Origin of the sequence: Exiguobacterium sp. s70, from assembly GCF_018618315.1 — a bacterium.
Lineage (GTDB): Bacteria > Bacillota > Bacilli > Exiguobacteriales > Exiguobacteriaceae > Exiguobacterium > Exiguobacterium chiriqhucha.
Map to the genome: position 1 here is coordinate 398869 of NZ_JACSLV010000002.1, position 13964 is coordinate 412832.

At 52.9% G+C, this 13964-nt stretch carries 14 protein-coding genes; all 14 read left to right on the forward strand.

The window, feature by feature from the left end:
* Nucleotides 1–7 precede the first annotated feature (7 nt).
* The 14 genes from murD to KNP84_RS06790 all read left to right on the forward strand — a co-directional run bounded on the left by murD (nucleotide 8) and on the right by KNP84_RS06790 (nucleotide 13928).
* Nucleotides 8–1345, forward strand: a complete 1338-nt coding sequence (murD, locus tag KNP84_RS06725) for a UDP-N-acetylmuramoyl-L-alanine--D-glutamate ligase (RefSeq protein ID WP_251131173.1) — start codon at nucleotides 8–10, stop codon at nucleotides 1343–1345.
* Entirely contained in the window at nucleotides 1342–2418 is a 1077-nt protein-coding gene (gene murG, locus KNP84_RS06730) for an undecaprenyldiphospho-muramoylpentapeptide beta-N-acetylglucosaminyltransferase (RefSeq protein WP_215114521.1), read from the forward strand. Before murD ends, murG begins: the two co-directional genes overlap by 4 nt.
* Nucleotides 2419–2431: 13 nt before the next feature.
* A complete protein-coding gene (locus tag KNP84_RS06735) occupies nucleotides 2432–3202 on the forward strand; it encodes a cell division protein FtsQ/DivIB (RefSeq protein ID WP_021067045.1) in 771 nt (256 codons plus the stop codon).
* A gap of 287 nt (nucleotides 3203–3489) precedes the next feature.
* A complete protein-coding gene (gene ftsA / locus KNP84_RS06740; protein ID WP_483299377.1) occupies nucleotides 3490–4725 on the forward strand; it encodes a cell division protein FtsA in 1236 nt (411 codons plus the stop codon).
* Between the two features lie 48 nt (nucleotides 4726–4773).
* Entirely contained in the window at nucleotides 4774–5919 is a 1146-nt protein-coding gene (gene ftsZ / locus KNP84_RS06745) for a cell division protein FtsZ (protein WP_021067047.1), read from the forward strand.
* A 54-nt stretch (nucleotides 5920–5973) separates the two neighbouring features.
* Nucleotides 5974–6735: a peptidoglycan editing factor PgeF gene (pgeF, locus tag KNP84_RS06750; RefSeq protein ID WP_021067048.1), complete on the forward strand. Its 762-nt coding sequence runs from the start codon at nucleotides 5974–5976 to the stop codon at nucleotides 6733–6735.
* The gene (locus KNP84_RS06755) at nucleotides 6732–7385 is read left to right on the forward strand and encodes a YggS family pyridoxal phosphate-dependent enzyme (protein WP_021067049.1); all 654 of its coding nucleotides are present in this window, start codon (nucleotides 6732–6734) and stop codon (nucleotides 7383–7385) included. The genes pgeF and KNP84_RS06755 overlap by 4 nt, the downstream gene beginning before the upstream one ends.
* A 23-nt stretch (nucleotides 7386–7408) precedes the next feature.
* Nucleotides 7409–7876, forward strand: coding sequence for a cell division protein SepF (locus KNP84_RS06760; protein WP_029595732.1), 468 nt, complete (start codon nucleotides 7409–7411; stop codon nucleotides 7874–7876).
* 4 nt (nucleotides 7877–7880) lie between these two features.
* On the forward strand, nucleotides 7881–8153 hold the full coding sequence (locus KNP84_RS06765; RefSeq protein WP_021067051.1) for a YggT family protein: 273 nt from the start codon (nucleotides 7881–7883) through the stop codon (nucleotides 8151–8153).
* On the forward strand, nucleotides 8154–8924 hold the full coding sequence (locus KNP84_RS06770; RefSeq protein WP_021067052.1) for a YlmH family RNA-binding protein: 771 nt from the start codon (nucleotides 8154–8156) through the stop codon (nucleotides 8922–8924). It abuts the gene before it with no gap.
* An 18-nt stretch (nucleotides 8925–8942) separates the two neighbouring features.
* Complete coding sequence (locus tag KNP84_RS06775; RefSeq protein WP_021067053.1) at nucleotides 8943–9488, forward strand: DivIVA domain-containing protein; 546 nt, start codon at nucleotides 8943–8945, stop codon at nucleotides 9486–9488.
* A 270-nt stretch (nucleotides 9489–9758) separates the two neighbouring features.
* On the forward strand, nucleotides 9759–12485 hold the full coding sequence (gene ileS, locus KNP84_RS06780; RefSeq protein WP_058763332.1) for an isoleucine--tRNA ligase: 2727 nt from the start codon (nucleotides 9759–9761) through the stop codon (nucleotides 12483–12485).
* A gap of 58 nt (nucleotides 12486–12543) precedes the next feature.
* The gene (lspA, locus tag KNP84_RS06785) at nucleotides 12544–13017 is read left to right on the forward strand and encodes a signal peptidase II (protein ID WP_021067055.1); all 474 of its coding nucleotides are present in this window, start codon (nucleotides 12544–12546) and stop codon (nucleotides 13015–13017) included.
* On the forward strand, nucleotides 13017–13928 hold the full coding sequence (locus tag KNP84_RS06790) for an RluA family pseudouridine synthase (RefSeq protein WP_214755777.1): 912 nt from the start codon (nucleotides 13017–13019) through the stop codon (nucleotides 13926–13928). The genes lspA and KNP84_RS06790 overlap by 1 nt, the downstream gene beginning before the upstream one ends.
* Nucleotides 13929–13964 lie beyond the last annotated feature (36 nt).

Consider the following 13964-nt stretch of genomic DNA (forward strand, 5'->3'; position numbering starts at 1 on the left):
GGAAGACATGCAACAACAGTGGAACGATAAACGAGTCCTCGTACTCGGCGCGGCACGGAGCGGCATCGCCGCAGCCGCTTACTTAAGAAATGTCGGCGCGGACGTGACCCTCAATACCGGGAGCGAACCGTCAACGGAAGAACGGATGAAAATTGAAGCGCTCGGCATCAACGGCGTTTTCGGTGCCCATCCGCTCGAATTGCTCGACACGACGGACATGATTGTCAAAAACCCGGGAATCCCGTATCACATCCCGCTCCTTCAAGCAGCGCTTGAGCGGAACATCCCGATTTATACAGAAGTGGAACTCGCCTACTTGGCGACCGATGCCACGTTCGTCGCCATCACTGGCTCGAACGGGAAAACGACGACGACCACACTTGTTCATGAATTGCTTAAAGGGGGAAGTCGTCCTGTCCATGTGGCAGGGAATATCGGTTTCCCGGCAATCGAAGTCGCATCGAAAGCGAAGCAGGGCGACATCATCGTCATTGAACTATCGAGCTTCCAACTGATGGGCGTCGAACAGTTCCATCCGCAAGCGGCGGCACTGTTGAACTTGTCACCGGCGCATTTGGATTATCATGGTGACTTCGAGTCGTATGCCGACGCCAAAGGGAACTTGTTCCGGAACATGACGGCATCAGACCGTGTCGTCGTCAAGGGCAGTGACACCGAAGTGATGAAACGCGTCCCGGCCGATCTCGATGCTTCGACGTTCGGTTACGACAGCGGGGATGCGCATGTCACCGACGGCTGGATTACGTTGCACGGCAAGCGGGTCATCCGGGTCGAGGATCTCGCCCTCGGCGGGGCCCATAACGTGGAGAACGTGTTGGCAGCCTTGTTGCTCGTTGAACCGTTCGATATCCCGGCCGAACATATCGATCGTGTGTTGCGCACGTTCGGTGGCGTGGCCCACCGAACGGAAAGTCTTGGCCAAGTGCTCGGACGCCGGGTTTATAACGACTCGAAAGCGACGAACAACGTGGCGGCCGAAGCGGCATTGAGCGGATTCGATGCTCCGATCGTTTGGGTGTGCGGGGGACTTGAACGTGGAGCCGAATTGGATTCACTCATTCCGGCGCTCGGACGCGTCAAAGCCATCGTCTCGTACGGTGAGACGGCAGGGCGTTTCCAAGCACTCGGTGAAGCCCAGCAGATTCCATCGTTCGCGGTCGATACGCTCGACGCAGCCGTCCCGCTCGCATTTGAACAGTCAGCCCCAGACGACGTGATTTTATTGTCACCGGCCTGTGCGAGCTGGGACCAATATAAGACGTTTGAAGAGCGCGGCGAACATTTCGTCCGCCTCGTCCATGCATATGAGGAGGCCAATCGATGAAAATCATGATTTCTGGTGGAGGAACGGGTGGCCATATCTACCCGGCACTCGCTCTCCTTGATACGCTCAAACAGCGCCATCCGAACCTCGAGGTGCTCTACATCGGCACTGAGAACGGTCTCGAGGCCGATCTCGTCCCACGCGCTGGTGTGCCGTTCAAATCGATTCGAATCGCCGGGCTCAAACGGTCGTTGTCGCTAGACAACGTCAAGACGGCCTATTTGTTTGTCCAATCCGTCCTGACGTTGCGTAAAGAGATGAAGACGTTCCGTCCGGACGTCGTCATCGGCACGGGCGGATTCGTCTCAGGTCCGGTCGTCTTCACCGCACAACAACTCGGCATCCCGACGATTCTGCATGAACAGAACAGCATCCCAGGCTTGACGAACAAGTTCTTGTCGAAGAAAGCCGACCGGGTCGCCTTGTCGTTCGCCGGTTCGGAATCACAGTTCCCTGATGCGAACGTCCGCGTCATCGGTAACCCGCGCGGGAGCGAAGTGTTGAAGACAACGGTGAACGAAACGTCCGTCCGGGCCGAATATGGTATCGATGAACGTCCAATCGTCTTGATTTACGGCGGCAGCCGTGGAGCCGAGGCCATCAACCGGGCCGTCATCGAGGCCATCCCGGAACTTGCGAGCGAACCGGTGAACGTGCTCTACGTGACCGGGAACGTCCATTATGACAACGTCGTGGCGAAGGCGCCAAAAGCTGATAACGTCCATGTGTTGCCATACGTTTACGACATGCCTGAACTGCTCGCGTGTGCGAGTCTCGTCGTGTCGCGGGCCGGTGCCTCGACCATCTCGGAATTGACGGCGCTCGGTTTGCCGAGCATCTTGATTCCGAGTCCGTACGTGACGGCCGACCATCAGACGAAAAACGCCTCGGCGCTCGTCGAAAGCGGCGCGGCCGAACTGATTAAAGAAGGGGATTTGTCGGGCGAGACGCTCGTTCGCTCGATCCGACACGTATTGGCCCATCATGATGAGATGGCCGCAGCCTCGAAACGGTTAGGATTCCCGCACGCCGCGGAGTCGCTCGCCGACCTCGTCGAAGAAGTCCGCGCTTGAAAGGAGAGTAGCCATGGAGACACGTCAGAATACCGTTCGTAGTTTGGAAGACCGAATCCCGTATATGAAAGATCAACGTCGTAAGAAAGCGAACCGACGTTTGTCGACGATCCTGTTGTTGTTCGCGGTGTTGATTGCGCTCGTCGTATATATGCAGACATCGGTGTCTGACGTGAAAGCGGTGAACGTGAACGGCCTGTCCTGGTTGACAGAAGCGTATGTGCTCGCCGAAACGGATATCGACACGTCCACGAAAATCGTTCAAGTGTCGCCGAACGGGATTGAACGGGAACTTCGTAAAGTGCCTGGCGTGAAAGACGTCTCGGTCGATCGCTCCTGGTATAACGTCGTGACGATTGACGTCGAAGAAGAGAAAATGATCGCCTATTCACGAACGGACGACGAGGAAGTCGTCGTCCTCGCTGACGGTTCTTTGCACCCGACTGGATCGATTACGGATCCAGAGAAGCTAAAAGACGGTCCGTTGTTGCGTGAATTCACCGATGCGGCGGAACTCGAGAAAATCGCGACTGAACTCGAGCAAGTCGACGACGCGATGCGGGCCAGGATGTCAGAGATTGTCTTCTCGAAACAGAAAGGCGAACCGACACGATATGAGATTTATATGAACGACGGCAACACGATTCAGACGCCGACGTTCAAGCTCAGTCAAACGGTATCCAAGTACGGCGAAATCTATGAAAATATTCCAAAAGGACAGCGGGGAACCGTCGTCATGGATGGCGGATATTATTTCGTTCCGTACGAAAAACCGAAAGAATAATCTGAATTTTTACAGCCCTTAGACACATAAGGGCTGTTTTTTTATCGATTGTAATCGAATTGACACCCCAAAACCGCGTAATTTGTAGGATTCTACCTTTTCTCACTATCTTATTTGTTGTAAACTTAGACGTGAGATATCTTGCCGGACCTAACAATATTTTTGGATATCTGTAACAATGTAACGGAATTCAAGCACAGAAATTAAAGCGCGGAGGTGTTTCCCTTTTGGAAGCGAATGGTTATGTGGCCGCATTGGATATAGGAACGTCAGAAATTAAGCTCGTCGTGGGTGAATTACTCGGGGGAACGCTTAACATTTTGGCGGAGGGGTGTGCCCCGTCTGCAGGAGTAAAACGTGGCGCCGTCGTCGACATCGATAAGACGGTTCAAGCCATCAAGCAAGCCGTCGAACATGCCGAAGCGGCGCTCGGTGATCAAATTCGGTCGGTATACGTTGCCATCGAAGGGGAACATATCCAAATCGCCCCATGTCATGGAATTGCATCAGTCAAACGAGAAGACCAAGAAATTACGGACACAGACGTCATCGAAGTCATCAATTCGGCGCAAGTTATGCGCTTGCCGGATGAGATGAGCGTCATCGATGTGATTCCTTCTTCTTTCACGGTCGATCAACAGACAGGTGTCGTCGATCCCCGCGGAATGCTCGGTTACCGTTTAGAGATGCACGGTAAGATGGTGACCGGTTCGAAGACGATTTTACATAGCATTCGTCGTTCCATCGAACGGGCAGGATTGAAACTAGAAGGTTTCGTCCTCGGCAATTTGGCGCTCGGCATGAGTGCGGCTTCGGTCGATGAAATCGATTTAGGTATCGGCTTGGTCGATATCGGTCATGAAAAAACGACCGTCTCGGTCTTTTATCGAGGCGACCTCGTCTACTCATATATCCTTCCGGTCGGAGGCGATCATATGACGCGCGACTTGGTGTACAAGCTCAATTGTAAATACCAAGACGCCAAAGTGGCGAAAGAAGAATACGGACTTGCCCTCGAAGAGATGGCGGACGCCTCAGAAGGGTTCTCGTTCACGAACATCAACGGGGAAGTCACGTTCGAACCGCAATCAGAAATTAGTTACGTTTTAGAGGCAAGAATAGAGGAAATGTTCACGCTTGTGTTGAATAGAGTGCAAAAGGTAGGCGTTCCAACGCTCAGCGGAGGTTATCTCCTCTGTGGTGGGGCCGCTGCTTTACCTGGCATCCAAGAACTAGCGACTCGTGTCATGGGTCAAAAGACGAGACTGTATCAGCCATCGTCGATTGGCGTCAGACATCCGAAATACGCGACCGCGGTCGGCGTCCTCAAGTACGTACTTATGAGCGATCACCACGTCTCGAAGTCACGACTTGAAAAGCCGGATGACCGTGTGGCCGTCGCAAATCCAGACGGCACGTCTCAAACCGGGAACGTCCAAGACCACGACGATGATGTGGTACGGGACGACCGCGAGACGAAAAACGGTTTCGGTCGATTAATGGAAAAATTATTTGGCGTGTAAATTTGACGTTGTGTTAACAATTGGAAATTACGTAGGGGGATACCTGAAATGATGTACTTTGATGAGGCGATTGACGCCGTAGCAAAAATTAAAGTAATTGGAGTCGGGGGCGGCGGTTCAAACGCTGTCAACCGCATGATCGAGCACGGAGTACAAGGTGTCGAGTTCATCGCCGTCAACACGGACGCGCAAGCACTCAACATGTCGAAAGCGGACGTGAAGCTTCAACTCGGCGCGAAATTGACGCGTGGCCTCGGTGCCGGCGCGAATCCGGATATCGGTAAAAAAGCGGCAGAAGAGAGCCGCGAGCAGTTGATTGAAGCGCTCGATGGCGCGGATATGGTCTTCGTCACAGCAGGTATGGGCGGAGGAACTGGAACGGGGGCAGCACCTGTCATCGCCGAGATTTCAAAAGAAATCGGAGCGCTTACGGTCGGTGTCGTCACGAAACCGTTCATGTTCGAAGGACGCAAACGCATGCAACACGCCCAACACGGGATTCAAGCGTTCAAAGAAAAAGTCGATACACTCATCGTCATTCCAAACGACAAGTTGCTTGAAATCGTCGAGCGCAACACGCCGATGATCGAAGCGTTCCGCGAAGCGGATAACGTCCTTCGCCAAGGTGTCCAAGGAATCACGGACTTGATCGCCATTCCTGGTCTCATCAACCTTGACTTCGCTGACGTCAAGACGATCATGACTGAAAAAGGTTCGGCGCTCATGGGTGTCGGTGTCGCCACTGGCGAGAACCGTGCCGTTGAAGCAGCGAAGAAAGCCATCTCATCTCCACTTCTCGAGTCTTCAATCGAAGGCGCGAAAGGTGTCTTGATGAACATCACAGGCGGACTTAGCCTCAGCTTGTACGAAGTCACGGAAGCTGCCCAAATCGTTCAAAGTGCCGCTGATGAAGAAGTGAACTTGATTTTCGGTTCGGTCATCAATGAAAACTTGAACGACGAGATTATCGTTACCGTGATTGCAACTGAATTCGCAGAAGAAGCGCAAGGGACGAACCCGTTCCTTCAGCAACCGAAGAAACAACCGGAAGCTGAAGTGAACCGTGAGGCTCAACCGAAAGCGCAAGAAGCTGCGCCACAAGATGAAGGGAACTTCCATAGACCGGTCTATGGTGGGGACGTCCCAGACGAGACGATCAACATCCCAGCGTTCGTAAGACAACGCCGTAACTAAACAACAGGGGGTGCCGGTTCTCGGCATCCCCTTTTTCTAAAAAAGGAGAATCATATGCGACTGTTACATACATGGGAAACCGAGACGTATCGCTATCAGGCTTATGTGACGACCCGGACGGACGGACATAATGAAGGCAACGTCGGACTCCACGTTGGCGATGACGCAGAACAGGTCGTCGCCAATCGGGAGTACTTCTTTGACGCGGCGGGTCTCGCCCTCGCGGATTCGGTCTGGGCTGACCAAGTTCATCAGACGAACGTTGAAGTCGTCGGCGACGCCGACCGCGGCAGAGGCGCATATCGCTATGACGAGACGATTCCGGCGACAGACGGTCTCATCACGACGGCCGACGCGTTGCCACTCGCCCTCGTCTTTGCCGACTGCGTCCCGCTGTTCTTCTGTGCCGAGGACCACGGCGTCATCGGTGTGGCGCATGCCGGTTGGAAAGGGACGGTCGGGAACATTGTCGCCGCGATGACGGATGCGTTCGCCACGCTTGGTGTTCCGGCCGAAGCGATTGACATGTTCGTCGGGCCAGCCATCACAGCCGAGCATTATGAGGTCGACCGCCGCGTCCTGGATGCGGTCGAAGCGGTCTCACCGGCTGCATATACGTCATCGGTCATGGACGAACGAGCAGGCCACGCCCGTCTATCCCTGCAACGAGTGAATGAGACGCTCGCTGTGGAACGAAATATCGAGGTCACCCAATCGAACTTGTCGACCGTTTCTGATCAAACCTTTTTCTCGTATCGGAACGGAGACGCCAAGCGTCGCTTTGCGGCCGTCCTCGTCAAGGAGAAGAAATCGTGAGTATAGCCAACAATGTGAATCAAGTCAGACAGACGATCGACGCGCATCGGACCGATCAAGCGGTGACGCTCATCGCGGTCACGAAATCGGTCGGTCCCGACGTGGCGAACGCCCTCTATGCAGAAGGCATCCGCGACTTCGGCGAAAATCGTCCTGAAGGATTGCTTGAAAAAGTCGAGCAGTTGCCGCCTGATGCCAAGTTTCATTTCATCGGCAGCCTGCAGACACGTAAAGTGAGACAAATTATCGACCATGTGGCAGCGATTCATTCGCTCGACCGTCTCTCGCTCGCTGAAGAGATCGATAAACGCGCCCAAGGCGTGATCGATTGTTTCGTGCAAGTGAACGTATCGGGTGAAGCATCAAAACATGGTCTCGAAAAAGAGGAAGTCATCCCGTTCATCGAGAACTGTAAACAGTATCCTCACGTGCGGATCATCGGATTGATGACGATGGCCCCGTTCACAGAGGACGAGACGGTGATTCGGGAGACGTTCCGAAACTTGAGACAATTGCGCGATGACGTCGCGCGTCATGCTTATCCGCATGCACCGTGTACCGAACTGTCAATGGGTATGTCGAATGACTACACGTTGGCGATTGAAGAAGGCGCATCGTTTGTTCGTATTGGAACCGTACTTGTGCAATAATATATTTTAAGGAGGAATCCGTTATGTCAATCAAAAACAAAATGAAGGACTTCTTTGGACTCGAGGAAGATCCGAACAACCAGTTCGAAGGAGACGAGTATGCTGTCGCCGAAACGAAGACACAACCGATGACGGAGGCAATCGTCAAAACTGAGGACCGTCCGAAAACATCGAACAATATCGTCGCGTTGAACACGAAGAAGAAAGAACGTTCAAAAGTCGTCTTGGCCGAGCCGCGTGTATTCGCCGAAGCCCAAGACATCAGCGACCAGTTGAAAGAAAACCGGGCCGTCATCGTCAACCTTCAACGGATGTCGAAAGAGCAGTCTCGTCAAGTCGTCAACTTCTTGTCAGGTGTCGTCTATGCGTTAGAAGGGACGATGACGTCGATTGGACATAACACGATTCTATGTACTCCGAACAACATCGAGTTGACGGGGTCGATCTCGAACTTGATTTCGGAGGACGAACTCAATAGTAAAGGGTGGTAACTGAATGGAAAATGCTATACCTGCGTTAGGCAACACGATCGTTACATTACTTGGATATTATAGTTGGGTCTTGATTGCCTATATTTTATTATCGTGGTTCCCAAATGCGCGTGAATCAAAGTTTGGTCAAATCTTGTCGTATCTTTGCGAACCGTTTTTGAATCCGTTTCGTCGCATCATCCCACCAATCGGCGGGATGCTCGACATCTCTCCAATCGTCGCTTTATTTGTGCTACGGATGGCGCAATTTGGAGTGCGTGCGATTTTCGGTATTTAAATGAGCGTCTTCGATCATTATCGACCGAACGAACGGGCATTTATCGAGCAAGTGCTTGATTGGGTTCAACAAGTCGAGGACAACTATATGTTGAAAGTGACGGACTTTTTAGATCCACGCGAGCAACAAATCGTCCGGCAACTCGTCGGAAAGCAGCTCGCGATTTACGAGGATGGCGGATTTGTCGGCGCGGAACGGCGTCGTCTCATCCTGGCTCCGGATTATTACGAGCTCGACCCGAACGATTTCGAGATTGCGATTCGTCAAATCGACTATCCGACCAAGTTCGTCGAATTGACGCACCGTCAAGTGACGGGAACGCTCTTGAACGCCGGGTTGAAGCGGCAGAAGTTTGGCGACGTCGTCCTCGATGATGGCATCGCCCAGTTCGCCACGACGCGTGACGCGGCCGGTTTCATCGAGATGAACGTCGATCGGGTCGGCAAGGCCCGGATTCGCATCTCCGAAGTGGCGCCCGAGGCTGTGCTCGTCGTACCTGAAGTCAAATGGAGCGATGAGTTCGGTATCGTCTCATCACTCCGGTTTGACACGGTCGTCAGCGAAGTGCTCGGTTTATCTCGGCAAAAAGCGCAGGCGCTCGTCAAACATGGAGACTGTAAAGTGAATCATAAACCGATTGATGATCCGAGCTTCATCCTTGAACCAGACGATTTGGTCTCGATCCGAGGGTATGGCCGTGTCAAACTGACGGCGATTCTCGGCTCGACAAAGCGTGAGAAAATAAAAATCCAGTATGGCATCATACGTTGAACTTAGGAGGAAAGTCGAATGGCGTTGACACCGATTGATATTCATAATAAAGAGTTCTCGACTCGTTTTCGCGGGTACGATATCGATGAGGTCAATGAATTTTTAGATCAAATCATTAAAGAATTTGAACTATTGATTCGTGAGAATAGAAGGTACGAAGAGCTCGTCAACGATATGCAAGCCCGTATCGACTACTTCTCCTCGATGGAAGACACGTTGAACAAATCGATTATCGTCGCCCAAGAAGCAGCTGAAGAAGTGAAGACGAACGCGGCCAAGGAAGCGAGTCTCATTTTGAAGCAAGCCGAACGCGAGGCGCTCGCCCGTGAGGAAGAAGCCTCACGCAAAGAGCAGCTCGCCGAACGTGAAGTCATTCAAATGCTCAAGAAAGTCGAATTGTACCGGACCCGGTTCCGCGTCCTCGTCGATGCTCAGATGGAGCTCTTGAACAGCACGGAATGGGACACGATTGTCGGGGAGCCGCCGGTCCAGACGGTTCTTGACGATACGACCGAACTTGCGTATAATGACGACGAAGTCATACCAACAAAACATCACGGATAATACACAATACGTCGATTAGGACACGTCGATAAAGTCATACCTACGAAGCGACTTAGGGAAGGTGCAAGCCTAAGAGAAAGACTTTATCGGTATCCCCTATGAGTGTCGGGCTGAAGTTAGTAAGCGCGACCGCCTGACCTCGTTATCGGTTACCAAGAGCGGTCTCGGGGTTTTTCCTGAGATTAGTAGGGTGGTACCGCGAGTCGACCAACTCGTCCCTATTAGGGGCGGGTTTTTTTGTTGTCAAAAAAAGATGCAGGAGGAGTTTCAATGAACTACAAAGACACACTATTGATGCCTGACACAGAATTCGCGATGCGCGGAAATCTGCCGAAACGTGAGCCAGCGATGCATGAGGCTTGGGAACAGATGGACCTATACAACCGCGTCCAAGAGAAAAACGCCGGGAAACCGCAATACATCCTTCACGACGGACCTCCGTACGCGAACGGTGACATCCATATGGGCCACGCGCTCAACAAAGTATTGAAAGACATCATTGTCCGTTTCAAATCATTGAACGGCTACCAGTCACCGATGATTCCGGGCTGGGACACACACGGTCTCCCAATCGAGAACGCGCTTCAAAAAGCGGGTGTCAACCGCAAAGAAATGACGGTCGCCGAGTTCCGTGAGAAGTGTGCAGCGTATGCGATGGAACAAGTGAACTCGCAACGTGAACAGTTCAAACGCCTCGGATTGCTCGCTGATTTTGACAACCCATACATCACGCTCCTCCCAGAATACGAAGCGGCTCAAATCCGTCTCTTCGGGACGATGGCCGAAAAGGGCTACATCTATAAAGGGAAGAAACCGGTCTATTGGTCACCTTCTTCTGAATCGGCGCTCGCTGAGGCGGAAATCGAATACTATGACAAGAAGTCACCGGCCATTTACGTGGCGTTCCAAGTCGTCGACGGGAAAGACGTTCTTCAGACGACCGATCATTTCGTCATCTGGACGACGACACCGTGGACAATTCCAGCCAACCTCGGGATCGCGGTCAGCGACGAGTTGACGTACACGCGTATCGAGCATGACGGCAAAGGCTATATCGTCGCCGAATCGCTCGTGGAAGAAGTGACGACGGCACTCAAGTGGACGGATTACACGGTGAGCGGTTCTTGGAACGGACGTGAGTTCGAGTACATGACGGCGCAACACCCGCTCTACGACCGGACCTCGCTCGTCATGATCGGCGATCACGTCACGGCTGATGCGACAGGTCTCGTCCATACGGCACCTGGACACGGGGAAGACGACTATCGTGTCGGACAAGCATACGGACTCGACGTCTTGTGCCCGGTCGACGACCGTGGTTATATGACGGATGAGGCGCCAGGTTTCGAAGGCTTGTTCTATGAAGACGCGAACAAACAAATCGGGATGAAGCTCGAAGAGAACGGCTATCTCCTCAACTTGAAATTCATCAAACACTCGTACCCGCACGACTGGCGTACGAAGAAACCGGTCATCTTCCGCGCGACACCGCAATGGTTCGCCTCAATCAAAGACTTCCGTGCCGATATGCTCCGTGAAATCGAAGAAGTGAACTGGGTGCCGGAATGGGGCATGACACGTCTCTACAACATGGTCCGTGACCGTGGGGACTGGGTCATCAGCCGTCAACGTGCCTGGGGTGTTCCAATCCCAATCTTCTATGCCGAAGACGGAACGGAGATCATCACGAACGAGACGATCGAACATATCGCCAACTTGTTCCACGAGCACGGATCGAACGTCTGGTATGAGCGTGAAGCGAAAGACTTGTTGCCAGCAGGCTTCACACACCCGAACAGCCCGAACGGCGAGTTCCGTAAAGAGCTCGACATCATGGACGTTTGGTTCGACTCAGGTTCGTCACATGCGGGCGTACTCGAACAGCGCGACAACTTGCGCCGCCCGGCCGACTTGTACCTTGAAGGATCGGACCAATACCGCGGCTGGTTCAACTCGTCACTCTCGACGGCTGTCGCGACGACTGGCAAAGCGCCGTATCGCAACGTGCTCAGCCACGGTTTCGTTCTCGACGGAGACGGACGCAAGATGTCGAAGTCACTCGGTAACACGATTGCACCGAACGACCTCGTCAAACAGTACGGAGCAGAAATCGTCCGTCTTTGGGTGTCGTCGGTCGACTATCAGTCAGATGTCCGCGCGTCACACGATAACTTTAAACAAGTGTCGGAAGTATACCGGAAAATCCGCAACACGTTGCGCTTCTTGCTCGGTAACTTGAACGGATTCGACCCGTCGATGCGTGTCGCGTTCGAAGACATGCCGGAAGCGGACCGCTTCATGGCGACAAAACTCAAACAGCTTCAAGCGAAAGTCGTCAAAGCATACGACACGTTCGACTTCATGGCCGTCTATCACTTGAGCCATAACTTCTGTGTCAACGAGTTGTCGTCATTCTATCTCGACTTCACGAAAGATATCTTGTATATCGAGCGCGAAGATGACGCGCGTCGTCGTGCCGTTCAAACGGTCATGTATGACACGGTCGTCACGCTCACGAAATTACTCGCCCCAATCCTTCCGCACACGGCGGATGAGGTATGGCAAGAAGTGCCGGCGAAACAAGCGGATAGCGTCTTCTTGACGGACCTTGACGAAGTAGCGGCATTGTCGGAAGACGAGAAGGCGTTGCTTGCGAAATGGTCGAAGTTCCTCACGTTCCGTGACGACGTCTTGAAAGCAATCGAGATTGCCCGTGGTGAGAAATTGATCGGGAAACCGCTCGAAGCGAAGTTGCTCGTTGCGCCGAAAGGTGAGACGAAACAGTTGCTCGAGACGATCGACAACGTGCGCCAATTGCTACAAGTGTCACAGCTTGATTACGTCGACTCGGCTGATGTCGATTATGCGACAGCAGAAATCAGCGTCTTGAAAGCTGATGGTGCCGCTTGTGCCCGCTGCTGGACGTACTCGACTGAACTTGGTCAAGACGAACAGCACCCAGAGCTTTGCCCGCGTTGTACAGAAGTCATCGCATAAGCCGGACCGGAGTGGCGATCGTCCACTCCGGTTTCTTATGACTTGAAAGGAGAATCTGATGAAACGTTACTACGGATTAGCACTTTTCCTCATTTTGCTCGACCAAGTGACCAAATGGATCGTCGTCCAGACGATGACGATCGGACAGTCGATTGAACTCATCCCTGGGTTGCTTTATTTGACGTCTTACCGTAATAAAGGTGCGGCTTGGGGCATGCTCGAAGGGCAGATGGTGTTCTTCTTTATCGTCACGGCCATCGTCGTCGTCGGTTTGATTTACTTCTTGCATAAAGAAGTGAACGGGTTCGATTTGCTCGGTTATAGCGTCGGGTTACTACTCGCCGGTGCCATCGGGAACTTTATCGACCGTCTCTTCCGCGGAGAAGTCGTCGACTTTGTCGACACGTACCCGTTCGGATACAACTTCCCCATTTTTAATGTCGCCGATATGGCGCTCACGTTCGGGGTCATCTTTATGATCATCGGCGTCTTGTTCGAAGAAAAATTAAACAAAGAAAGGGGACAATCGTAATGGAAACTTACACATTTGTCGCCGAAGAAAAGGCTCGTATCGATAAATGGATGAGCGAACAAAGTGATTGGTCACGTTCGCAAATCCAAGACTGGATCAAGGCGGGAGACCTGCTCGTCAATGGACAGATCGTCAAGCCGAACTATAAATTGCAAGAAGGCGACGAAATCGTCGTGACGGTCCCAGATGCCGTCGAACTCGAAGTATTACCTGAGAATATCCCGCTCGACGTCGTCTATGAGGACGAGGATGTCATCGTCGTCAATAAGGCACGCGGCATGGTCGTCCATCCGGCGGCCGGCCATACGTCAGGGACGCTCGTCAACGCGCTCCTTTACCACTGTGACGATTTGTCAGGCATCAATGGCGTCAAACGTCCAGGCATCGTCCACCGCATCGACAAAGACACGACCGGTCTTCTCATGGTCGCGAAAAACGATGTGGCCCACGAATCGCTCGCGAGCCAGTTGAAGGATCGTAAAATCAAGCGTGAATATATCGCCCTCGTCCACGGCGAAGTCGCCCATGAACTTGGGACAATCGAAGCGCCAATCGGGCGTGACACGAACGACCGTCAACGGATGACGGTGACCGACAAGAACGCGAAAGAAGCGATCACGCACTTCCGTCTGCTCGAGCGATACAAAGATTTCACGCTCGTCGAGTGTAAATTGGAGACGGGACGGACGCACCAAATCCGCGTTCACATGCGTTATATCGGCCATCCGCTTGCTGGTGACCCGAAATACGGTCCACGCCGTACGATTCAATTGAACGGTCAAGCGCTCCACGCGGCGACGCTCGGTTTCTTCCATCCGCGCACGAACGAATGGCTTGAATTCGAGGCGAAACTCCCAGCCGACTTCGAGGCGGAGCTTGCCAAATTAGACAAAATCGAGAAAACGCGTTGACTTTCAACCGATTCCGATTTATAGTCTAGGAAGCAT

What these genes read in the sequence shown, in the direction of transcription:
- murD (WP_251131173.1), top strand. Translation starts at nt 8, where the DNA reads ATGCAACAACAGTGGAACGATAAACGAGTCCTCGTACTCGGCGCGGCA.
- murG (WP_215114521.1), top strand. Translation starts at nt 1,342, where the DNA reads ATGAAAATCATGATTTCTGGTGGAGGAACGGGTGGCCATATCTACCCG.
- KNP84_RS06735 (WP_021067045.1), top strand. Translation starts at nt 2,432, where the DNA reads ATGGAGACACGTCAGAATACCGTTCGTAGTTTGGAAGACCGAATCCCG.
- ftsZ (WP_021067047.1), top strand. Translation starts at nt 4,774, where the DNA reads ATGATGTACTTTGATGAGGCGATTGACGCCGTAGCAAAAATTAAAGTA.
- pgeF (WP_021067048.1), top strand. Translation starts at nt 5,974, where the DNA reads ATGCGACTGTTACATACATGGGAAACCGAGACGTATCGCTATCAGGCT.
- KNP84_RS06760 (WP_029595732.1), top strand. Translation starts at nt 7,409, where the DNA reads ATGTCAATCAAAAACAAAATGAAGGACTTCTTTGGACTCGAGGAAGAT.
- KNP84_RS06765 (WP_021067051.1), top strand. Translation starts at nt 7,881, where the DNA reads ATGGAAAATGCTATACCTGCGTTAGGCAACACGATCGTTACATTACTT.
- KNP84_RS06770 (WP_021067052.1), top strand. Translation starts at nt 8,154, where the DNA reads ATGAGCGTCTTCGATCATTATCGACCGAACGAACGGGCATTTATCGAG.
- KNP84_RS06775 (WP_021067053.1), top strand. Translation starts at nt 8,943, where the DNA reads ATGGCGTTGACACCGATTGATATTCATAATAAAGAGTTCTCGACTCGT.
- ileS (WP_058763332.1), top strand. Translation starts at nt 9,759, where the DNA reads ATGAACTACAAAGACACACTATTGATGCCTGACACAGAATTCGCGATG.
- lspA (WP_021067055.1), top strand. Translation starts at nt 12,544, where the DNA reads ATGAAACGTTACTACGGATTAGCACTTTTCCTCATTTTGCTCGACCAA.
- KNP84_RS06790 (WP_214755777.1), top strand. Translation starts at nt 13,017, where the DNA reads ATGGAAACTTACACATTTGTCGCCGAAGAAAAGGCTCGTATCGATAAA.